23 protein-coding genes are annotated in these 19,561 nt (G+C 66.0%); 8 read left to right on the forward strand and 15 right to left on the reverse strand.

Annotated elements, in window-relative coordinates:
- Positions 1-69 precede the first annotated feature (69 nt).
- Positions 70-1,047 (forward strand): asparaginase, encoded by a 978-nt coding sequence (locus tag A6F68_RS07690; RefSeq protein WP_067678163.1) that lies wholly within the window; start codon positions 70-72, stop codon positions 1,045-1,047.
- On the opposite strand, the gene A6F68_RS07695 is transcribed toward A6F68_RS07690, so the two are convergent.
- From A6F68_RS07695 to fmt, 3 genes are read right to left on the reverse strand one after another with little or no spacing between them, the layout of a single operon-like run.
- Positions 1,044-2,156 carry a zinc-binding dehydrogenase gene (locus tag A6F68_RS07695; RefSeq protein ID WP_067678166.1) on the reverse strand — a complete coding sequence of 371 codons (1,113 nt, stop codon included), beginning with the start codon at positions 2,154-2,156 and terminating at the stop codon, positions 1,044-1,046. The genes A6F68_RS07690 and A6F68_RS07695 overlap by 4 nt on opposite strands.
- A 58-nt stretch (positions 2,157-2,214) precedes the next feature.
- Positions 2,215-2,964 (reverse strand): tRNA pseudouridine(38-40) synthase TruA, encoded by a 750-nt coding sequence (gene truA / locus A6F68_RS07700; protein ID WP_067678169.1) that lies wholly within the window; start codon positions 2,962-2,964, stop codon positions 2,215-2,217.
- On the reverse strand, positions 2,961-3,866 hold the full coding sequence (gene fmt / locus A6F68_RS07705; RefSeq protein WP_067678171.1) for a methionyl-tRNA formyltransferase: 906 nt from the start codon (positions 3,864-3,866) through the stop codon (positions 2,961-2,963). Before fmt ends, truA begins: the two co-directional genes overlap by 4 nt.
- Before the next feature lie 52 nt (positions 3,867-3,918).
- Here fmt and recR point away from each other — a divergent pair, with 52 nt between their 5' ends.
- Positions 3,919-4,515 (forward strand): recombination mediator RecR, encoded by a 597-nt coding sequence (gene recR, locus A6F68_RS07710; RefSeq protein WP_067678174.1) that lies wholly within the window; start codon positions 3,919-3,921, stop codon positions 4,513-4,515.
- Positions 4,516-4,557: 42 nt separating this feature from the next.
- A complete protein-coding gene (locus A6F68_RS07715; RefSeq protein ID WP_067678177.1) occupies positions 4,558-5,121 on the forward strand; it encodes a peptide deformylase in 564 nt (187 codons plus the stop codon).
- Positions 5,122-5,145: 24 nt separating this feature from the next.
- Here A6F68_RS07715 and A6F68_RS07720 read toward each other — a convergent pair whose 3' ends face one another.
- Positions 5,146-5,544, reverse strand: coding sequence for a four-helix bundle copper-binding protein (locus A6F68_RS07720; RefSeq protein WP_067678180.1), 399 nt, complete (start codon positions 5,542-5,544; stop codon positions 5,146-5,148).
- A 96-nt stretch (positions 5,545-5,640) separates the two neighbouring features.
- Between A6F68_RS07720 and A6F68_RS07725 the strand changes: the two genes are divergently transcribed.
- Together A6F68_RS07725 and A6F68_RS07730 are read left to right on the forward strand one after the other, a co-directional pair.
- Positions 5,641-7,026 (forward strand): DNA recombination protein RmuC, encoded by a 1,386-nt coding sequence (locus A6F68_RS07725; protein WP_067678183.1) that lies wholly within the window; start codon positions 5,641-5,643, stop codon positions 7,024-7,026.
- Positions 7,027-7,096: 70 nt separating this feature from the next.
- Positions 7,097-7,774 (forward strand): hypothetical protein, encoded by a 678-nt coding sequence (locus tag A6F68_RS07730; RefSeq protein ID WP_067678186.1) that lies wholly within the window; start codon positions 7,097-7,099, stop codon positions 7,772-7,774.
- Here the strand turns inward: A6F68_RS07730 and A6F68_RS07735 are convergent.
- The 7 genes from A6F68_RS07735 to A6F68_RS07765 all read right to left on the reverse strand — a co-directional run bounded on the left by A6F68_RS07735 (position 7,771) and on the right by A6F68_RS07765 (position 13,093).
- Positions 7,771-8,580, reverse strand: a complete 810-nt coding sequence (locus A6F68_RS07735) for a TrmH family RNA methyltransferase (RefSeq protein WP_067678189.1) — start codon at positions 8,578-8,580, stop codon at positions 7,771-7,773. The genes A6F68_RS07730 and A6F68_RS07735 overlap by 4 nt on opposite strands.
- Positions 8,580-8,858 (reverse strand): HPr family phosphocarrier protein, encoded by a 279-nt coding sequence (locus tag A6F68_RS07740; RefSeq protein WP_067678192.1) that lies wholly within the window; start codon positions 8,856-8,858, stop codon positions 8,580-8,582. The genes A6F68_RS07735 and A6F68_RS07740 overlap by 1 nt, the downstream gene beginning before the upstream one ends.
- Positions 8,855-9,283, reverse strand: a complete 429-nt coding sequence (locus A6F68_RS07745) for a PTS sugar transporter subunit IIA (protein WP_067678194.1) — start codon at positions 9,281-9,283, stop codon at positions 8,855-8,857. Before A6F68_RS07745 ends, A6F68_RS07740 begins: the two co-directional genes overlap by 4 nt.
- 76 nt (positions 9,284-9,359) lie before the next feature.
- Positions 9,360-10,286, reverse strand: coding sequence for an RNase adapter RapZ (gene rapZ / locus A6F68_RS07750; RefSeq protein WP_067678196.1), 927 nt, complete (start codon positions 10,284-10,286; stop codon positions 9,360-9,362).
- 46 nt (positions 10,287-10,332) lie between these two features.
- Entirely contained in the window at positions 10,333-10,767 is a 435-nt protein-coding gene (locus A6F68_RS07755) for an HPr kinase/phosphorylase (RefSeq protein ID WP_067678204.1), read from the reverse strand.
- Positions 10,768-10,770: 3 nt separating this feature from the next.
- Entirely contained in the window at positions 10,771-12,333 is a 1,563-nt protein-coding gene (locus A6F68_RS07760) for a sensor histidine kinase (protein ID WP_067678207.1), read from the reverse strand.
- Positions 12,326-13,093, reverse strand: coding sequence for a response regulator transcription factor (locus tag A6F68_RS07765; RefSeq protein ID WP_067678210.1), 768 nt, complete (start codon positions 13,091-13,093; stop codon positions 12,326-12,328). Before A6F68_RS07765 ends, A6F68_RS07760 begins: the two co-directional genes overlap by 8 nt.
- Positions 13,094-13,311: 218 nt before the next feature.
- Here A6F68_RS07765 and A6F68_RS07770 point away from each other — a divergent pair, with 218 nt between their 5' ends.
- Both A6F68_RS07770 and A6F68_RS07775 read left to right on the forward strand, forming a co-directional pair.
- Positions 13,312-14,925: a phosphoenolpyruvate carboxykinase gene (locus tag A6F68_RS07770; RefSeq protein ID WP_067678213.1), complete on the forward strand. Its 1,614-nt coding sequence runs from the start codon at positions 13,312-13,314 to the stop codon at positions 14,923-14,925.
- Between the two features lie 110 nt (positions 14,926-15,035).
- Positions 15,036-15,530, forward strand: coding sequence for a DUF937 domain-containing protein (locus A6F68_RS07775; RefSeq protein ID WP_067678216.1), 495 nt, complete (start codon positions 15,036-15,038; stop codon positions 15,528-15,530).
- On the opposite strand, the gene A6F68_RS07780 is transcribed toward A6F68_RS07775, so the two are convergent.
- Together A6F68_RS07780 and A6F68_RS07785 are read right to left on the reverse strand one after the other, a co-directional pair.
- Positions 15,527-17,356 (reverse strand): DUF885 domain-containing protein, encoded by a 1,830-nt coding sequence (locus A6F68_RS07780; protein WP_067678219.1) that lies wholly within the window; start codon positions 17,354-17,356, stop codon positions 15,527-15,529. The two genes, A6F68_RS07775 and A6F68_RS07780, sit on opposite strands and share 4 nt — an antisense overlap.
- Positions 17,357-17,396: 40 nt before the next feature.
- Positions 17,397-17,780, reverse strand: coding sequence for a DUF3597 domain-containing protein (locus A6F68_RS07785; RefSeq protein WP_067678221.1), 384 nt, complete (start codon positions 17,778-17,780; stop codon positions 17,397-17,399).
- Between the two features lie 104 nt (positions 17,781-17,884).
- On the opposite strand from A6F68_RS07785, the gene A6F68_RS07790 reads away from it, so the two are divergent.
- Positions 17,885-18,088: a hypothetical protein gene (locus A6F68_RS07790; protein ID WP_067682294.1), complete on the forward strand. Its 204-nt coding sequence runs from the start codon at positions 17,885-17,887 to the stop codon at positions 18,086-18,088.
- A 27-nt stretch (positions 18,089-18,115) separates the two neighbouring features.
- Here the strand turns inward: A6F68_RS07790 and A6F68_RS07795 are convergent, their stop codons facing one another.
- A complete protein-coding gene (locus A6F68_RS07795; RefSeq protein ID WP_067678223.1) occupies positions 18,116-18,784 on the reverse strand; it encodes an energy transducer TonB in 669 nt (222 codons plus the stop codon).
- A gap of 91 nt (positions 18,785-18,875) precedes the next feature.
- Positions 18,876-19,532, reverse strand: a complete 657-nt coding sequence (locus tag A6F68_RS07800; RefSeq protein WP_067678225.1) for an alpha/beta hydrolase — start codon at positions 19,530-19,532, stop codon at positions 18,876-18,878.
- Positions 19,533-19,561 lie beyond the last annotated feature (29 nt).

Here is a 19,561-nt window from a genome sequence, read left to right on the forward strand (position 1 = left end):
AACGGGTTCACGCGGTTGGGCGCTTTAGCCGGTTGGCGCTGGGCGTCAATCGGGGCTAGTGCGCTGGCGATGGACACACCGCGTATCCGCATCCTCGCCACAGGCGGTACCATCGCGGGCAGCGCCGGCTCGGCGATCGAACGGGGCTACCGGCCGGGACAGATCGGGGTCGCCGAACTTCTCGGGGCTGCCGAAACGCTTGGTCTGGACGCTGCCTTCGCCGGTCGGGACATCGCAGCGATCGGCTCCCAAGACATCGGATGGCCGCAATGGGACGCACTCCACCGCGAGATCGTGGCGGCAATGGCCGATGACGGCGTGGACGGGGTGATCGTTACCCACGGCACCGACACTGCAGAGGAGACGGCGTTCCTCCTCGACCTGACGCTTCCGGCAGGAAAGCCGGTGGTGCTCGTCGGCGCGATGCGGCCGGCGGATGCAGTGGGCAGCGACGGGATGCGCAATCTCGCCAACGCCGTCCGCGTGGCCGGCGACACAGCGGCTGCGGGCCGGGGCGTGCTGGTGGTGATGAGCGACCAGGTCTTCGCTGCGATCGATGTCCGCAAGGCGGCGACCGGAGGGGCCGAGGCCTTTCGCGGGTTCCCGCGCGGTCCTATCGGAAACGTCACCCCAACTTCGCTCGACTGGTTCGGACCGCCCGACCGCAGTGGGCGCGGGGCGCGGTTTGCTTGGCCCGATGCGCTGCCGAAGGTGGCGATTCTCCATGCCTATGCCGGAATGGACGCCGACGCAGTCGGTTGCTCGCTCGGCAACGGAGCTGCCGGACTCGTGCTTGCCGGATTGGGGCAGGGCAACGCGCCGGGCCCGGTGATCGAGGCTCTCGCTATATCGGGAGTGCCGGTCGTCCGCTCGAGCCGGGTCGACCAGGGCTCGGTCGATCGCAATCTCGAAGTGGACGATGATCGGTACGGCTTCGTGGCCGCGCGAGGGCTGGGCCCGGCGAAGTCGCGGATCCTGCTTCAGGTCCTCCTCGCGAGCGGGATGCGCGATCCCGCCCGCATGCAAGAAGAATTCGACCGACGTTAGCCCCAGGGCGTCACGAGGTATTTCTCGCCCGTCTTCATCTGGCGGTAGTCGAGGATCGCGTCCTTGGTCAGCATGCCCTCGAGATCCACCTTGCTCTTGTAGTGGCTGGCGAAGGTGGTCGTCAGATTGTCGAGCACCCGCTTGCGCATCCGCATCGTGGTTTCCATCCCGGCCATCTGGAGGAACGGGGTCAGGAGCCAGCCAGACAGCGTCCAGCCGAATCCGTATGCCGGGGCGAGAATGGTCGGGCCGAAGTCGAGACGGCCATAGATGAACATCCGCTTCGCCTGCGTGGAGCCGTAGCGCGAGTATTCCTTCATCTTCGATACAGCGACCTGCTCCATCGCCTTGAAGCAGGAATCGACCATCGATCCACCTCCGATCGGGTCGAAGCCGTAGAATGCGTCGGTGGCGTCGATGGCCGCGCGCAGGTTCGCCATGAAGTCCCCGTCGGACGAATTGACGACGTGCTCCGCGCCCTGCGCCTTGAGCTGGTCGACCTGCTCCTGTTTGCGCACGATGTTCACCAGGGCCATCCCGTCCTCGCGGCAGATTCGATCGAGCATCAGGCCGAGGTTCGATGCACCGACAGTGTGGAGGATCGCATTCTGACCGTCGATCTTCGCGTTCTCGACGAAGCCCAGCGCCGTCATCGGGTTGACGAAGCTCGACGCGCCGGCTTCCGAACTGTGGTCACCGAGCGGCAGGCACATCGCGGCATCGGCGATTGCGTATTGCGAGAACGCCGTGCCCGGCACGCAGGCGACGCGCTGTCCCATCAGTGCCTTGGCCATGTCCGAATCGCCGGTCGCGACGACGGTGCCCGCACCTTCGTTGCCGGCGGGCAGGCGCTGGCCGTGGCGCGCCCTCTGACCCGACAGAAACGGGTCAGGCATCTTCGCCACGACCTTGCCGGCGGAATACTCGGCGTTCTCGAAATCTGCGGCGCTCGTCAGGATCGCGAGATCGGACGGGTTGATCGGGGCCGCCTCCATCTTCACCAGCACCTGGTTGCCGGTCGGCTCGCGGAATTCGCTCTCGACTACCTCGAGCGTCAGGTTGCCGTCGGGGGTGAGGGTGGTGAAGAGCTGCTTGCCGGTGGTCGCCATGATCCGAGTCTCCCAGTTGCGGTTTGAAACTGTCGCTAGGCCCGCAGGGCGATGTTGGCTAGCCCTCGCCGGGATAGACCGCGCGCATGAAGTAGAGTCCATGCGGCGGCGCATTGAGGCCGAGCGCCTGACGGTCGCGCGCTTCTAGGGCCTCGGCAACTTGGCCGATGCGCCAGCGCCCCATGCCGACGAGCGCGAGGCAGCCCACCATGCTGCGCACCTGGTGATGCAGGAAGCTGCGCGCGGCGGCCGCGACGATCACGTGCTCTTGCTCCCGCCGTACGCTGATTTGATCGAGCGTCTTTACGGGGCTTGCCGCCTGGCACTGGACCGACCGAAAGGTCGTGAAGTCGTGGGTTCCGACAAGCGCTTGCGCAGCCTCGTGCATCGCCTCGGCGTCAAGCGGCTGAGGCACCTGCCAGGCGCGGTTCGCCTCGAGGGTAAGCGGCGCACGGCGGTTGGCGATGCGGTACTCGTAGGCGCGTCCAATGCATGAAAACCGCGCGTGCCAATCGTCGGCCACCACCTCGCACGCCAGAACGGCCACCGGGTTCGGTCGCAGGTGTGCGTTCAGCGCCTCCATCAACCGGAAGGGTTCGATTGCCTTTACGATGTCGAGGTGCGCGCGCATCGCAAGCGCATGCACTCCGGTGTCGGTGCGGCCGGCCGCACGGAGCGTCACCGTCTCGCCGGTCACGCGTGCGGCTGCCTCCTCGACTGCCTGCTGCACGCTCGGCCCGGTGGCCTGGCGCTGCAGGCCGAAGAACGGGGTGCCGTCGTATTCGAGGGTCAGCGCAAAGCGGGTCACCCGATCGGGGTTCCTGCCGGTATCGGCTTGCCGCGAAGGAAAGCGTCGACGTCCATCGCCGGCTTCCCGGCGCGCTGGATGCGCACCGGGCGCAGCGCTGCATAGCCGCAAGCGATCGTGAGCCGGTCGTCGAGTGTCGTCCCCGGCTTGCCTTCACGCGCGACGACCTGGGCTTTCAGCACCTTGATCCGCTCGCCATCCAGCTCGAACCACGCGCCGGGAAACGGGGCGAGGCCGCGCACCTTGCGCTCGATCGCTTCGGCGCCGTCGATCCAGTCGATCCTGGCCTCGGCCTTGTCGATCTTGGGTGCGTAGCTCGCCTCCGCATCGTCCTGCGGCACGGCATGGAGCATCGGCAGGTCGATCAGCGTACCCACCAAGAGCTGCGCACCGATCTCGGCGAGCTCCTCGGTCAATTCGCCCGCGGTCTTGTCCTCGATCGGCGTGCGCGCCGTGGCGAGCATCGGGCCGGTATCGAGGCCGGCCTCCATCCGCATGATCGTGATGCCGGTGACGGGATCGCCCGCCATGATCGCGCGCTGGATCGGTGCCGCACCACGCCAATGCGGCAGCAGGCTGGCATGGACGTTGAGGCAACCGTTCCTGGGAATGTCGAGCACGGCTTGCGGCAGGATCAGGCCATAGGCCGCGACGACCGCGAGATCGGGCTCCAGCGACGCGAGCTCGGCCTGGGCCTCCGGCGACCTGAGCGAGGCAGGGCAGCGCACCGGGATATGGCGGATCTCCGCCTCGACCTGCACCGCGCTGGGCTGGAGCTGCTTGCCGCGACCGGCGGGGCGGGGCGGCTGGGTATAGACGGCCGCGATCTCGTGCCCCGCATCGTGGAGCGCGGCAAGCGTCGGCACCGCAAATGCCGGCGTACCCATGAAGACGATGCGCATAAGCGGTTCGGATACCTTTCGCGGGGGGAGGGCAGCCCCTATCTCCCGCTCCATGGCATCGCAAGAGATCGAGACGCTGGCCGGAGCGCTGGCGCGCCTGCCCGGCTTGGGTCCGCGCAGTGCGCGGCGGGCGGTGCTGTGGCTGGTGAAGCGGCGCGAGACGGCGCTTCGCCAGCTCGTGTCCGCACTGCAGGAAGTGCAGGACAAGCTCGTCGAGTGCGGTACCTGCGGCAACGTCGACACGCAGAACCCCTGCGGCATTTGCACCGATCCCCGCCGCGACCAGCGCAGCCTGTGCGTAGTCGAGGATGTCGCCGACCTCTGGGCGCTCGACCGCGCGAAGCTGTTCACCGGGCGCTACCACGTGCTCGGCGGGCGGCTGTCGGCGCTCGACGGCGTAGGGCCGGAGGACCTGTCGATCGGGATCTTGCTCGAGCGGGTGCGGCAAGGCGGGATCGACGAGGTCGTCCTGGCGACCAACGCTACGCTCGAGGGGCAGACGACCGCGCATTACATAGCGGAAAGGCTCGAAGGGATGCCGGTGCGCATCACCCAACTCGCCCACGGCCTGCCGGTCGGCGGCGAGCTCGACTACCTCGACGAAGGGACTTTGGCGCAGGCGTTGAGGGCCAGGCGACCGGTGGGCTGACACTCACTTGTCGTTCAGCGGCAGTGTGATTATCTGCGGCGCATGGCCATCCGCGAAATCCTTGAAGTGCCGGACCCCCGGCTGAAGACCGTATCGACGCCCGTCACCGAGTTCGACGACGAGCTGCGCACGCTCGTCGACGACATGTTCGAGACGATGTATGCCGCCAACGGCATTGGTCTTGCGGCGATCCAGGTCGGCGTGCCCAAGCGGCTGCTGGTGGTCGACCTCCAGCCCGAGGATCCCGACGCCGAGCCGGTCGCCTGCGACCATGACGGCCACCATCATCACCATCAGCCGACCAGGAAGGAACCGCGGGTCTTCGTGAACCCCGAGATCCTCGATCCGGCGGACGAACTGGCGACCTATCAGGAAGGATGCCTGTCGGTCCCGGACATTTACGCCGACGTCGATCGCCCGGCCCGGTGCCGCGTTCGCTGGCAGGATCTGGACGGCAATTTTCATGAAGAGGTGATGGAGGGGCTCGCTGCCACGTGCATGCAGCACGAGATGGATCACCTCGAAGGGATCCTGTTCATCGATCACCTCAGCCGCCTCAAGCGGCAGATGGCCTTGAAGAAGCTGCAAAAGCTGCGGGCGGCCTGACGCGCAGACCGCCCGCGCGCCGGGTCAGGCGTGCGCCTTCATCCCTTCAAGCGCCTTGCGGCAATCGTCGGCGCATTCACGGCACATCCGCGCGCAGCGGCGGCAATGGTCGTTGTCGTGCTTCTCGCATTCGTCGGCACAAGCCTCACACGCCGCGATGCACGTCTTCAGCATCGATTCGATAACCGCAACGTTGCCGGAGGTGCGCCGCGTCGCCACGCGATAGGTGGCGGTGCAGATGTCCGAACAGTCGCTGCACAGCCGAATGCACCGGCTCATGTCCATGCTCTCGGCGCTGCACGCGTCGGCGCACGAATTACAGATCGCCGCGCAATACATCGCGTGTTTGACCGCCTCGGCGAGGGCCTCGTTGTAATCGGCACCGACTTGCGGGTGCTCGCGGATCATTTCCTTGATCGACATGGGTTTGTCTCCTTTGCAAGGGACTGACGAACGAGCGCGGTGGATAGTTCCGCCGGGGGCTTCCCTGCCGCAGGCGTTCCGCCTATGTTCCCTGCAATGGATGCTCTGGCAATCGGATTGATCGTAGTGGCGCTCGCCCTTGGCGTGGTCGCGGGGTGGCTGGTTTGGGGACGGGCAGCTGCGGACTGGAAGGCGCGACACGGCGAGCGCGACACGGAGGCGCGCGACCTGTCCGACAAGCTGGCGCGGATGGTCCCCGAGCTTGCGACCATGAGCGAGCGCGCAGCCCGCGCTGACGGACTGGCGGCATCGCTCGATGCCGCGCGCAATGAACTCACCGGGCTGAAGGCGCAGGCCGCTGGCTTTGCCGAGCAGAAGCGTCTTCTCGAGGAAAGCCGCGAGAAGCTCCTCAAAGAATTCGAGAACACCGGCGCGCAAGTGCTTGGAAAGGCGCAGGAAATGTTCCTCGCCCGTGCGGCCGAGCGGTTCGGCCATGCCGAAAAGTCGAACAAGGAAGCGATCGCCGCGCTCCTCCAGCCGGTCGGCGAAAGGCTGAAGGCGTACGAGACCCAGGTCGAGACGCTCGAGAAGCAGCGCGTCGACGCCTTCGGCCAGCTCGCCGGCATGATCGAGGCGATGCGGGCCGGGCAAGAAGAGGTCCGGCGCGAGGCGGCGCGGCTCGGCAATTCCTTGACCAATGCACCCAAGGCGCGCGGCCGCTGGGGCGAGCGTGCGCTGCAGAACGTCCTCGAGCAGTGCGGCCTTTCCGAGCACACCGATTTCGAGCTCGAGCATTCGATGGATACCGACGAAGGTCGGCTGCGCCCTGACGCGATCGTCCGCGTCCCGGGTCAGAAGAAGCTGGTGATCGACGCGAAGGTATCGCTCAACGCCTATCAGGCGGCGTTCGAAGCCGACGACGAGGATGAGCGTCGCCGTCACCTCGATCTCCACGCGCGCTCGATGCGCAACCATGTCCAGACCCTTGGCGCGAAAAGCTACCAGAGCCAGTTCGAGGAAGCGCCGGATTACGTGGTGATGTTCGTCCCCGGCGAGCACTTCGTCGCAGCGGCGTTGGAACACGATCCGGAGCTTTGGGATTTCGCGTTCCGCAACAAGGTCTTGCTAGCCACTCCTACCAACCTGGTGGCGATTGCCCGCACCGTCGCCCAGGTCTGGCGGCAGGACACGATCGCCCGCGAGGCGGTCGAGATCGGCAGGGCGGGGGCGGAACTCTACGACCGGCTTGCGGTCGCCGCCGAGCACATGAAGCGCGTGGGCGGTGGGCTCGAAACCGCAGTCAACAACTACAACAAGTTCGTCGGCAGTTTCGAGCGCAATGTTCTTTCCGCCGGGCGCCGCCTCAAGGACAAGGGCATCGAGATCGGCAAGCGCGAGATCGAGGACATTCCGCTCGTCGAAGCCGCACCACGCTATGTCGAGGCTTCGACGGAGGACGCGGAGCCAGTCGCTGACGATTGAGTTGCACGGTATGCACTTGGATGGTTAGTGGATGCCCATGAGACACTTAGTTGCCGTTGCAGTTTTTCCAATGGTGCTTGCTGCCTGCAGCCAGGAGAACGCGCCGTCCGAGGCGATCAGCAAGGCCGCCGACAAGGTTGTCGAGCAGGTGCAGGCACCGCCGCCCAAGCTCGCCAAGGGGCCTTACGCTCCGCGCGACGAATGCGGCGATGTGAAGGGCGCGGCGGAATTCCGCGCGGCCCTGGCAAGGGCCGTTTCAACGCGCGACACCGATGCGCTGATCGCGCTGGCGGCAAAGGACGTCGAGCTTGATTTCGGCGGCGGGTCGGGCACCGCGGAACTTCGCAAGCGCCTCGCCGATCCGACTTATGACCTCTGGGACGAGCTTGCGACCCTCGTCACCCTCGGCTGCGCCAAGAGCGAGGTCGGCGGCATCACGCTGCCTTGGTACTTCGCTCAGGACTTCGGCGAACTCGACGTCCTCAACTCGATCATCGTGATGGGGGAAGATGTGCCGCTGCGCGAGACGGCCGATGCATCGGGCAAGGTCATTGCGCCGATCTCGTGGGACGCGGTCACGCTGGTCGGCAGCTTCAAGCCCGATGCCGCGTTTCACCAGGTCAAGACGTCGGACGGCAAAGTCGGCTTCATCGAGGCGGACAAGCTGCGGCCGATCGCGGGATACCGGCTTCTTGCCTCGAGCCGCGACGGGAAGTGGAGCTTCACCACCCTGATCGCGGGCGACTAGCCAAGCGAGTCGAGCACCTCGTAAGCGAGAACCGCTGCCGCGATGGCGGCGTTGAGGCTGTCGGCGCGCCCGCGCATCGGCATCGTGACGCGCAGGTCGCAGGCGGCCTCGTACTCTTCGGGCAGACCGCGAGATTCGTTTCCGATGAGGATGAAACACGGCGCTGAGTAGGGCGCCCCGCGATAGGGCACGGCGTCCCGCAGCGACGCGGCGACGAGTTGGCCGGGACCCGAGCGCAACCAGGGAAGGAACTCGTCCCACCGCGCCTGCGCAATCGCTTGCGTGAATATCGCTCCCATGCTCGCGCGGACTGCTTCGACCGAGAAAGGGTCCGCGCAGTCGTCGATCAGGATGAGGCCGCCCGCGCCGACTGCGTCGCCGGTCCGCAGCATCGTCCCAAGATTGCCAGGGTCGCGCAGCGCCTGCGCCACGAGCCAGATCTCTGCCGAGCCGCGATCAATCGAAGCGAGGTCGGTGGCCATTTGTTGGAACACGCCCGCCACGGCCTGCGGATTGTCCTTTCCGGTGATCTTCGCGAGGATATCCGGCGATGTCTCGATCACCTCGCCGCCGCTCGCGAGGACGTCTGCTTCGAGCGCATCGAGCAGCGCGTGCTGCTCCCGCCCTTCGGCCATGACCAGCATCTGCGGGAGAATGCCCGACTCGCGCGCATCGGTCAGCAGGCGCAAGCCTTCGGCGAGGAAACGGCCATCGCGCTGGCGATGCTTCTTGTCGCGCAAGGCCCGGAGCGCCTTGACCGTGGGGTTGGAAAAGCCGGTGATCGTCCTCCGGCCGGGCGCGTCCATCAATCTTCGCCGAACCCGTCGTCGATCATCGCGCAAAGTCTGTCGAGCACGGTCCCGGTTTCGTCGCCTGCGACGATGATTTCGACGCTGTCACCCTTGGCCGCGCCCAGCATCATCAGGCCCAGTATCGACCCGCCCACGGCCTCGTTACCGTCTTTCGCGACACGCACCGAACAGCCATCCGGAAGCACCGACACGGCGTTCACGAACTTCGCGCTCGCGCGCGCATGAAGCCCGCGCTGGTTGACGATCGTGCAGGTCCGGCGGGACTCGCTCACGAAGCCGCCTTCTTCTTGGCGCAGGCGTCGGCGGAGAGGAACTCGGACGCGATCGTGATGTAGTTTTTGCCGGCATCGCGCGCGGCGGAGACTGCGGCGCCGACATCCATCGACTTTCGCGCTCCCGCGAGGCGGATGAGCATCGGCAGATTGATTCCGGCGATCACCTCGACGCGCCCCGCGTCGAGCAGCGAGATCGCGAGGTTGGACGGCGTACCGCCGAACAGGTCGGTCAGCACGATCGCGCCTGCGCCCGTATCGACGTCGCGGATGGCGGTGGCGATTTCCTCGCGGCGCTTTTCCATGTCGTCATGCGGCCCGATGCAGATCGTGGCGATCCGCTCTTGCGGGCCGACGACGTGCTCCATCGCGCTCACGAATTCCTCGGCCAGTCGGCCGTGTGTGACCAGGATCAATCCGATCATTGTTTGGAGATGCTCTGCCTGCGACTTCGTTCCGCGGGACCGCTTCGCCGTCGGTCGCCCGTGTGTTGCGGGTTCGTCATGCCTGCGGCTGCCCTTCGAGCTGGTCTGCGGCGCGCGAACCCAGATTGCGATGGATGACAGTGGGCGAAAATCCGGCCCCGCGCAAGGCCTCCGCGACAGCCTCGGCCGTATGGACCGAGCGGTGTTTCCCGCCGGTACAGCCGAAGGCGATATTCACGTAGGTCTTTCCCTGCGCCGCATAACGCGGAAGCAGCAGCAGGATCAGGTCGCGGATTCGTTCGAATGCCTCGCCCCAGGCGGGGTCGCGCTCGATGTGCCGCGAAACCGCGTCTTCCAGGCCGGTGAGCGGGCGCAATTCGGGATCCCAGTGCGGATTGTCGAGAAACCGCATGTCGAACACCAGGTCGGCGAGGGGCGGCATGCCCCTTGCGAAGCCGAAGCTCGATACGCTGACCGTCATCGCCTCGCCGGGTGCGTCGGCGAAACGATCGCGGATCGCCTGCTGCAGTTCGCTCGAGGTAAGCCCGCTGGTATCGATCACCGCTTCGGCCCAGCGCCGCAGCGGCTCCATCAGCTCGCGTTCCGCCTGGATGCCCTCGATCACAGGGCGGCCGCTTGCCATCGGGTGGCGCCGGCGCGTTTCGTTGTAGCGTCTCTCCAGCTCGGCGCTGGTGCAGTCCAGATATAGGGTGGTTACCGCCAGGTCAGGCCGTGCGGACAACTTCTTCCAGCGCGCGATGATCGCATCGGGGACGAAGCCGCGGGTCCGCGAATCGAAGCCGATCGCAAGCGGCGGGCGCGCTTCTCCGGACGCCGCTTCGGCGCCGACCAGTCTCTCGAGCAGCCGGATCGGAAAATTGTCGATCGCTTCCCAGCCAAGGTCCTCGAGAACCCGCAGCGCGGTGGTCTTGCCCGCGCCGCTGAGCCCGGTCACCAGGACCACGCGCTGGCGCTGCGCCTCAGGACTGGAGTCGGAATTCACGAAACCGGCTCTGACGCAACCCGGACCACATGGAAAGCGGCTCCGGTCATATCGACCCGCCGTGGGGCAACCCGTGAAGGGTCAAGGCATATTCGGCCCGCAACGCTGCTCCGTCGGCGTGCAGGTCGAAGGGGAGGCTGGGAATGGCGAAACCGGCAATTTCGGTCTCCCCCGCAGCTTCCACGAAGCGCGGTGGATCGCCATGCGCCTTCAGCACCAGGGCTACGGGAGCAGCTGCTGCCGGCACTGTCACTAGCCCGACGCCGCGCACTTCCAGTCGGCCCTCGGTCGCCAGCGGCGGGCCCGCCCACAAAACGCCGCCGCGCTCTTCCAGGGCCACTCCGTCATCGCCCACGAGGATCGCTCCCCGATCGATCAGGGTCAGTGCAAGGGTCGACTTCCCGCTTCCCGGGGGCCCTTCGATCAGCACGGCGCGGCCCTTGATCGCGACCGCAGTGACCTGGCGAAGCACCTCGGTCATCGTCTAGCGCCGATTGGCCAACGCATCGGGAAGAGTGAGGACGAGGCATGCGCCTTCGTCTCCGTCCGCGCGCGATTCCGCGATCAATGTCCCGCCGTGTCCCTCGGCGATGGTCCGCGCGATGGCGAGACCCAGGCCGCTATGCTGCCCGAAGCCCTCGTCTTCCGGCCGGTCCGAGTGGAATCGCCGAAAGACCTTTTCGCGCGCCTCCTCCGGAATTCCAGGACCGCGGTCGCTGACAGACAGCGTCACGAGACCGTCTGCACGGTCGATGACGACTTCGATCGGCGCGCGCGACGGAGAGAACGAGACGGCATTGTCGAGCAGGTTGTCGATGACCCGCTCGAGCCTGACGGGCACGCCCATCACGGTCGCGCCGCCAATCGGCTGCGCAATCGTCACGGGTCGACCGCCGTTCTCGTCCCGGGTTTCGCGGCGCCCGACGATGTTCTGCGCCAGCGCGACCAGATCGATCGGTTCGAAGGTCGCGCGCGATAGCTCGGCGTCGATCCGGCTGGCTTCGGATATTTCGCTGACAAGCCGGTCGATCCGCCGGACATCATGCGCCGCGATCGCGTTGAGCTGGTGGCGGAGGTCGCGGTCATCGACGGTCCCGAGAGACTCGAGCGCACTGCGCAAGGACGCGAGTGGGTTCTTGATCTCGTGCGCGACGTCGGCAGCGAAGTGCTCCACCGCGTCGATCCGCTGGCGCAGCGTGTCGGTCATGTCGGCGATGGCGCGGGCCAGCTGGCCGATCTCGTCGCGCCGTCCGGGCAGGCGGGGCACTTCGACCTGGCGCTCCCGACCCAGCCTGACTCGGTTGGTCGCGCTCGCGAGCATCCGCAGCGGCGTGACGATCGTGCGCGCCATGTAAAGCGACAGGAGGGTCGACATGAACAGCGCGAGAAGCACCGCGAGGATCAGCGTGCTGCGCGCTTCGCGCACCTCTTGCGTGATGTCGACCGCGTTGCGCGTGGTCAGCAATGTCGCGCCTAGCAGGCCGACCGGAGCGGCGGTGTTGATCACGGGCGAACCGTCGCTTGCGTCGCGCAACTGGATCTGGGTCAGGTTTTCCTCGCGCGCCCGCTTCAGTTCCGGCCACGCGTCGGCATCCGGGTCGTCGGGTTCGACGTAGTCGGGGATCGGATCGGCACCGACGATGGTGTCGACCGCGCGATCCATCCAGCGCGCAAGATCTTCCTGCCAGGTCTCGTCACCCGGTTTGTCGAAGGCGAAGCTGGGCTCGGCGAGGGCGAAGCTGTCGGCCCACAGCTTGCCCTCGGCATCGAACATGCGCAGGCGCATGGTCTGTTCCTTGCCGATCTGGATCAGCAGGGCCTCCTGCCGTTCGCGCGATGCGCCGGCCAGCGCTTCGGCCGTGATCTGCGCTTCGACCCGCGCCAGCTTGTACCGCTCGTTGAGCAGCTGCTTGCGATAGCTGTCGAGGTAGAAAACCCCGCCGCCCAGCAGCAACAGCGGCAGCAGGTTGATGATCAGCAGGCGAGGGGTGAGCGACAGCCGCCGCCCCGGTTCGAAGCGCAGCAACCGCTCCGAAGGGTCAGCCATCGGCGAAGCTGTAGCCTGCGCCGTAGAGCGTTTCGATCGCGCCGAATTCGCGGTCTACGCTGCGGAACTTGCGGCGCATGCGCTTGATATGGCTGTCGACCGTCCGGTCGTCGACGAAGACGTCGTCGGGGTACGCCGCGTCCATCAACTGGTTGCGACTCTTGATGACCCCCGGTCGCTGGGCGAGCGCCTCGAGAATGAGGAATTCCGTTACGGTGAGCGATACCGGGCGTCCCTCCCACGTCACCTGGTGACGCGCCGGGTCCATCCTCAGTCGACCTCGCTCGATCACCGGGCCCGGTTCAGGCGCGATGCCGCCGCCAGCCTCGGGCAGGTCCGTCGCACCGCTTCGTTTCAGGATCGCGCGGATACGCGCGATGAGCAGGCGCAGCGAAAAGGGCTTTGCGATGTAATCGTCGGCCCCGATCTCGAAACCGGCTTCCTCGTCCTGCTCCTCATCCTTGCTGGTGAGGAAGATGATGGGCAGCGTCGGATGCTGTTCACGCACGCGGCGGAGGAGCTCCATTCCGTCCATCCGCGGCATCTTGATGTCGAAAACGCCGAAATCGGGCGGATTTTCGGTGATGGCCTTCAGCGCTGCCTCGCCATCCGAATAGACGCGGGTGGCGAATCCTTCGGCCTGGAGCGCGATCGAAACGGTCGTCAGAATGTTGCGATCATCGTCGACCAGCGCGATCGTCGTGCGGTCCGAAGCGCGGGGGGTGCCGGGCGAAAGTGGCTCTGTCGCGTCTGCCTGCATGTGGGATTGCCTAGCCTTTGCGCTCGTTCGCCGCAACGCGGCAATGCTGCACCTTTGGGCCGCACAACAAAACGCTTCGTCTGTCCGTCAACGGGTCGGTTTGACGGGAATCGGATTGCCGACTATGCGCCGGGCCAGGGCCCCGCGCATTCGTATGCACAGCGACGGATGGCAGGGCCGGTCGCACCGAATTTTCGCCTGATACCAGGAGAACCCAAGTGACTGCCGCGCTTGCTGACCCGCTGTCCGCGCAGGGCATCGAAACCCCCGCCGCCATCCACGCCAACCTCGGCACCGCCGCGCTCGTCGAAGAAGCGCTGAAGCGGGGCGAGGGTCGACTGACGAAAGACGGTGCGCTGCTGGTCGATACCGGGAAATTCACCGGACGCAGCGTCAAGGACAAGTACGTCGTCCGCGACGCGACGACCGAGAGCACGATCAACTGGGGCGCGATCAACCAGCCGATGGACCAGGCGCATTGGGATGTGCTGAAGGCCGATTTCCTCGCCGAGCTCAAGGGGCAGGACGAGCTGTTCGTCGCCGACCTGTTCGGCGGCAGCCAGCCCGAATACCGCGTCAACGTCCGCGTCATCAACCAGCTCGCCTGGCACAACCTGTTCATCCGTACGCTGCTTGTCCGCCCGACCGCCGACGAGCTTGCGGACTTCACGCCCGAATACACGATCATCAACCTGCCGAGCTTCAAGGCCGATCCCGAGCGCCACGGTTGCCGCAGCGACACGGTGATCGCGGTGAACCTGACCGAGAAGCTGATCCTGATCGGCAACACCGAATATTCGGGCGAGATGAAGAAGGGCGTGTTCGGCCTCCTGAACTTCCTCCTGCCCGCGCAGGGCGTCATGCCGATGCATTGCAGCGCCAACATCGGCCCCGACGGCAAGAGCGCGATTTTCTTCGGCCTTTCGGGCACCGGCAAAACCACCCTTTCGGCCGACGCGAGCCGCACGCTGATCGGCGACGACGAGCATGGCTGGTCGGACCAGGCGGTCTTCAATTTCGAGGGTGGCTGCTACGCCAAGATGATCAATCTCTCGGCGGAAGGCGAGCCCGAGATCTACGCGACGACGAAGATGTTCGGCACGATCCTCGAGAACGTGACGATGGACCCGGACACGCGCGAGCTCGACTTCACCGACGACAGCAAGACCGAGAATACGCGCGGCGCCTATCCGATCGAGTTCATTCCGAACACGAGCGAGAAGAACCTCGGGCCGCCGCCGTCGAACATCATCCTGCTCACCGCCGACGCGTTCGGCGTGCTGCCTCCGATCGCGCGGCTCACGCCCGACCAGGCGATGTATCACTTCCTGTCCGGCTACACCGCCAAGGTCGCCGGCACCGAGATCGGCGTGACCGAGCCGACCGCGACGTTCAGCACCTGCTTCGGCGCGGCGTTCATGCCGCGTCACCCCAGCGTCTACGGCAACCTGCTCAAGAAGCGCATCGCCGAGGGCGGCGCGACCTGCTGGCTGGTCAATACCGGCTGGAGCGGCGGCAAGGCGAGCGAGCCGGGCATCAAGCGCATGCCGATCAAGGCGACCCGCGCGCTGCTCAATGCCGCGCTCGACGGCAGCCTCAACGACGTCGAGTTCCGCAAGGATCCGAACTTCGGCTTCGAGGTGCCGGTCAGCGTGCCGGGCGTCGACGCCAACCTGCTCGACCCGCGCGCCGCGTGGGCCGATCCGGAAGAATACGACCGCACCGCGCACAAGCTGGTGCAGCTCTTCGTGGACAATTTCGCGCAGTTCGAAGAGCACGTCGACCAGGGCGTGCGCGATGCCGCGCCGGTTGCTCAGGCCGAGAACGCCTGACGCCTCACCAGTTGGAGAGGAGGGCCCCGGCCGGGAAACCGGACCGGGGCCTTTTCTTGTCTGGTGCGTTGAGTGCGAGAAGTAACATGCCGGATAGGGAGCCAATCGCCATGAACCTGAGCCAGGTCCTCCAACAGTCGGGTGCCATCGATTCGATGGCCCGCGAACTCAATATCGACTCCGCAACCGCCAAGACCGCTGCCGGCGCGCTGTTGCCCGCCATCGTCGCGGGTATGGGACGCAGCCAGGCCGGGCCGGGTGGTAGCGGCGGCGGCCTCGGCGACATACTCGGCGGCGGGCTGGGCGGCGGCCTGCTCGACAGCGTCCTTGGCGCCGGGCCGACTCCGACAGGGCCGGGCAACGACATCCTCGGCCAGATCTTCGGCAGCAAGGACGTAAGCCGCGGCGTCGCCGAAGAAGTCGCCGGTTCGACAGGTCTGCCGCCCGAGCTGCTCAAGAAGATGCTGCCGATCCTCGCGATGGCGGTGGTCGGCTACATGATGAAGGGGAAGGGCAGCGGCACGCAGGGCGGCGCGGGCGGTGCCCTGGGCGGCGCAATTGGCGGAATTCTCGGGCAGGTCGTGACCGGGATGTTGAGACGCTAGGATCTCGCTCCAGCCACGTATCGACTGACCGTGCGTGCCATGACGTCGAGCGGCACGTTGCCGCCATCGACGACGGCCTGGTTGAATGCCCGCAGGTCAAAGCGCGCCCCGAGCTCCGCCTTGGCCCGGGTGCGTTGACGGTTCATTTCCGTATGGCCGATCTTGTAGCCGCACGCCTGACCGGGCCACGAACAATAGCGATCGACCTCGCTCGCGATGGAGTCCGCGTTGTCGCCGTTTCGGTTGACGAAGAAGTCGACTCCCTGCTGCCTGCTCCAGCGCTTGTGGTGGAGGCCGGTGTCGACGACCAGACGGCAGGCCCGGAAGGCCTGGCTCTGAAGATAGCCGAGCCGCCACTGCGGATTTTCATCATAGGCGCCAAGCTCGTCGGCCAGCTGCTCGGCGTAGAGCGCCCAGCCTTCGGAAAACGCGCTGAAAGAGAGGATGGAACGGATCAGGGGAAGCCGGTTCGAATATTCCCCCTGCCAGATATGGCCGGGCACCATTTCGTGATGGGTAAGAGTCGGCAGATCGTACTTGCGGTGAAGGTCTGTCGTGCGAAGGTTGATCCACATCCTGCCGGGGATCGTACCATCCTTCGACCCGGCGCCACCGTATGCGCCCGGACCGCCCGGTTCCTCGGCGAGCGGAAGCCGGCGGACTTCCATGTTCGGGTCGACGACATGCGCAAAGGCGCGCGGCATTTGCGCCTTTATCCAGGCGAGCCGCTGCTCGATGAATGCCATGATCTCGGCGCGTCCCGCGTCGCCTTGCGAGAACTTGTACCGCGGGTCTTCCGCAAGCGCCTTCATGCGATCGCCGACCGAACCCTGCGCATAGCCTGCCTGCTGAAGCAGCGTGTCCATGCGGGCATGGATCTCGTCGAGTTCGCGCAAGCCGATGGAGTGAATCTCGTCGGGAGTGAGGCGCGTTGTCGTCGCCGCCCGCAGGCCCCAGGCGTACCACTCGTCACCGCGGGGCTGGCTCCACATGCCGGGGTCCATGTCCGCGACCGAGCGCTGTGTCTTTAATTCGACAAGCAGACGATCGAGGGCTTCGGCGATGGCGGGTGTCAGTGCACGCGCACGTGCGCCCCAGTTGCCGGGAATGGCTTCGCTGCGTCTTGTCAGACCCGTGACATATGTGCCTTCGGCGCTGCGAGCATCGGCGATCGAGCGCTCCATTGCGCCAATGGCCTTGTCGAGAAGGAACCCGGGCGGAACGAGGCCGATGCTGCGTGCAGCCCGGATACGGCCGAGCTCGCCTTCGAACACCCGCGGTATCTGCTCGAGACGGGAAAGATACGCTTCGGCATCGTCGCGGTCACGCACCGGATGCTGGGCGCTCATGAACCGCGGAAGATCAAGGTAGGCGCCGACGTTCTGGAGCACGACGTAGGGGCTGTTCCGCCAGCTGCCGACGGCGACATCGCCATAGGGAAGGGCAAACCCGTCGAGGGCGGTCGAGTATGCGCTCTCGACCACCTCGAAGCTGGTGCGGCTTGCGGCATCGAGCGGGGCGGTGTCGACGGCGCGCGCCCGCGCCAGGTCGCTGCGAAGGGTGGCCGCTATCTCCGCCTGTCCTTCGGCCGAGGTATCCTCGAGAAGGCCGCGCAGCCGAGCGCGGGTACCGGTGTCGACCCCCAGCGAGGTAGCGCGGCCCGGTTTGTGTTCGAGCAGGTTCCACGCAATCTCCTCGAGGAGGAGCTCGGGAGAAATGCCGGGCGTTCTTAAGGCGGTAGTCGCGCACCCGCTGAGTGCGGCGACGGAAACGCCGCCAAGACCCGCGAGGGCCTGGCGGCGCGTGAAATCGCAATGGCTCGTCATTCCGGCCCTGTGTCGCGACCTTCAGTGACTGTCAAAGTCGTTAGTCGAGAAATTCCGCAGGGACCTTGCCGCCGTTGCGCGCAAGTTCGCTCATTACTTGCCTGTGCAGCCAGACATTGTCCTCTGCCGTGCCCGAATAGTCGGTGCGACCCATCTCCTGGGCCAGTGCCTTGCGGCTGTCGTAGTCCGAATCGACGTTGATCAGCTTCATCAGGTCCACGATCGAAGTACGCCAGTTGAGGTGGTCTGCGCCCGGCATCGAATCGAGGCTGTTGGTGACGTCGATCTCGGTGACGGCCGCTGCTTCCGAGGGTTCGGGCGCCGGGGAGCCGGGTGCCTGTGTGGTATCGATCGTCGGGGAGGGCGCAGGAGCCGCTTTCGCCTTGCCGAAGATTGCGTCCCTGATCTTGCCGAAAATGCTCATGTATTGCGCTCCCGCGGGAAAGGGCGGCCATTCCGCCCGTATGCGAGTAAAACCCCTTCGCGGGCGGGCTGTTCCGGGTGATCGGCAACAGCTATGGGAAGCAGATGATTTCGACCGTGCTCTCGCTGCTCGTCCTTGCCGCCCTGGCGCTGGTCGCCGGTGCGGTCTGGCTGTGGCGCAAGCCGGGCATGCGCAGGCAGGCGATGCTGATGCTCGTGCTGGCCGGGATCGCGGTGATCAACGTCGCGATCTGGACGCTGCCCGACGACGAGGGGCGCTCGCCGGTCGGGCAGCTGGGCACGCGGTAGGATCGGGCCGACCGCGTACCTTTCGCGTCACTCCGGTAGTTCCCAGCGGACCGAGTTGCTGTAGCTGCCGGTTGTCTTTGCGCCGGCCTCATCCTTCGCCGGATCGAACCGCGCGCGTTGCGTCACGAGCGCACATGTCGCCTGGTCGAGCTCAGGGTGTCCGCTCGAGGACGTTATCGTGCAGCTCTCTACCCTGCCGTTGGCGCCCACCTGAAGCCGGAAGCGCGCGGTCCCGGTCCATTCGCGGTTGATCCAGCTCGAACGATAATCGTTCACCGTTACCCAGTTGCCCGGGTTGTTCTTGGGCTTCGCGCCGACCGGGTCGAACGCCGGCCGCGCGGCGGGAGTGAAGGCCGGCGTCGGGCTTGGAATGACGCGGGGCTGGATATCGGGCGTCGGGATGATGATCGGCGTCGTGTCGATCACCGGCTTGACCGGGCTCACGTCGATCAGCGGCTTGGGAGCCACGATCGGCCGATCGATTACCGCTTCGTCGGGCTGGGGCTTCGGCGGTTCCGGCGGTGGCACGGGGAGCGGGACCACCACATCGACTGCCTGGGGGTTCTTCACCCGCTCGATGATCTGCGTGAAGCTCAATCCCGTGATCAGGGCGTAGCCGATGACCCCGTGGATCGCGACGACCCCGGCGATCGCTCCCGGACGATCCTTCCAGCTGGTGTTCTGCAGGTATGCCATGTCGAGTCTCCTCTCTCGACATTTGATGTTACAACATCACATACCTAGCGCAAGCAGTTTCGCGTCGCAAAGCGCCACCGAACGAACGGTATCAGCGGATCGGGCAGTCGGGCGAGAGCCGGAAGTCGAGGTACTTGTCGACCGACAGCATCATGTCGTCGATCTCGTGTTCGAAGAAGTGGTTCGCCCGCGGGATCACGTCGTGGTGGATCGTGATGTGCTTCTGCGTGCGCAGCTTTTCGACCAGCTTCTCGACCGAATTCGGCTGCACGACAGTGTCCTGCGCACCGTGCACGAAGATGCCGCTGGCCGGGCAGGGGGCCAGGAACGTGAAGTCGTACATGTTCGCCGGAGCCGATACCGAGATGAACCCGCGCACTTCGGGACGCCGCATGAGCAACTGCATTCCGATCAGTGCGCCGAAGCTGACGCCGGCAACCCAGGTGGTCTGCGCCTCCGGGTGGATCGACTGGACCCAGTCGAGCGCCGACGCCGCATCGCTGAGCTCGCCCACACCGTTGTCGAAGCTGCCCTGGCTGCGGCCCACGCCGCGAAAGTTGAAGCGCAGCACGGCGAACCCGCGATCGACGAAGGTCTTGTACAGCCGCTGGACGATCCGGTCGTTCATCGTGCCCCCGCCGTGCGGGTGCGGGTGGAGGATCATCGCAACAGGCGCGCGCGGACGCGGCCCCGGGCTGAAACGGCCTTCGAGGCGGCCTTCGGGGCCGGGAAAGATCACTGAGGGCATGAAATCGCCTTAGAAGAAAAGAGTTCGCT

The sequence above is a fragment of the Tsuneonella dongtanensis genome (assembly GCF_001698205.1).
Taxonomy (GTDB): domain Bacteria; phylum Pseudomonadota; class Alphaproteobacteria; order Sphingomonadales; family Sphingomonadaceae; genus Tsuneonella; species Tsuneonella dongtanensis.

Bases quoted from the DNA above. Each gene is read 5' to 3' on its own strand.
- A6F68_RS07795 (WP_067678223.1), bottom strand. From the start codon at position 18,784: ATGGCATACCTGCAGAACACCAGCTGGAAGGATCGTCCGGGAGCGATC.
- recR (WP_067678174.1), top strand. From the start codon at position 3,919: ATGGCATCGCAAGAGATCGAGACGCTGGCCGGAGCGCTGGCGCGCCTG.
- fmt (WP_067678171.1), bottom strand. From the start codon at position 3,866: ATGCGCATCGTCTTCATGGGTACGCCGGCATTTGCGGTGCCGACGCTT.
- A6F68_RS07765 (WP_067678210.1), bottom strand. From the start codon at position 13,093: ATGCAGGCAGACGCGACAGAGCCACTTTCGCCCGGCACCCCCCGCGCT.
- A6F68_RS07800 (WP_067678225.1), bottom strand. From the start codon at position 19,532: ATGCCCTCAGTGATCTTTCCCGGCCCCGAAGGCCGCCTCGAAGGCCGT.
- A6F68_RS07790 (WP_067682294.1), top strand. From the start codon at position 17,885: ATGATTTCGACCGTGCTCTCGCTGCTCGTCCTTGCCGCCCTGGCGCTG.
- A6F68_RS07695 (WP_067678166.1), bottom strand. From the start codon at position 2,156: ATGGCGACCACCGGCAAGCAGCTCTTCACCACCCTCACCCCCGACGGC.
- A6F68_RS07690 (WP_067678163.1), top strand. From the start codon at position 70: ATGGACACACCGCGTATCCGCATCCTCGCCACAGGCGGTACCATCGCG.
- A6F68_RS07760 (WP_067678207.1), bottom strand. From the start codon at position 12,333: ATGGCTGACCCTTCGGAGCGGTTGCTGCGCTTCGAACCGGGGCGGCGG.
- A6F68_RS07730 (WP_067678186.1), top strand. From the start codon at position 7,097: ATGGTGCTTGCTGCCTGCAGCCAGGAGAACGCGCCGTCCGAGGCGATC.
- A6F68_RS07720 (WP_067678180.1), bottom strand. From the start codon at position 5,544: ATGTCGATCAAGGAAATGATCCGCGAGCACCCGCAAGTCGGTGCCGAT.
- A6F68_RS07780 (WP_067678219.1), bottom strand. From the start codon at position 17,356: ATGACGAGCCATTGCGATTTCACGCGCCGCCAGGCCCTCGCGGGTCTT.
- A6F68_RS07775 (WP_067678216.1), top strand. From the start codon at position 15,036: ATGAACCTGAGCCAGGTCCTCCAACAGTCGGGTGCCATCGATTCGATG.
- A6F68_RS07715 (WP_067678177.1), top strand. From the start codon at position 4,558: ATGGCCATCCGCGAAATCCTTGAAGTGCCGGACCCCCGGCTGAAGACC.
- A6F68_RS07785 (WP_067678221.1), bottom strand. From the start codon at position 17,780: ATGAGCATTTTCGGCAAGATCAGGGACGCAATCTTCGGCAAGGCGAAA.
- A6F68_RS07755 (WP_067678204.1), bottom strand. From the start codon at position 10,767: ATGACCGAGGTGCTTCGCCAGGTCACTGCGGTCGCGATCAAGGGCCGC.
- A6F68_RS07735 (WP_067678189.1), bottom strand. From the start codon at position 8,580: ATGGACGCGCCCGGCCGGAGGACGATCACCGGCTTTTCCAACCCCACG.
- A6F68_RS07725 (WP_067678183.1), top strand. From the start codon at position 5,641: ATGGATGCTCTGGCAATCGGATTGATCGTAGTGGCGCTCGCCCTTGGC.
- A6F68_RS07745 (WP_067678194.1), bottom strand. From the start codon at position 9,283: ATGATCGGATTGATCCTGGTCACACACGGCCGACTGGCCGAGGAATTC.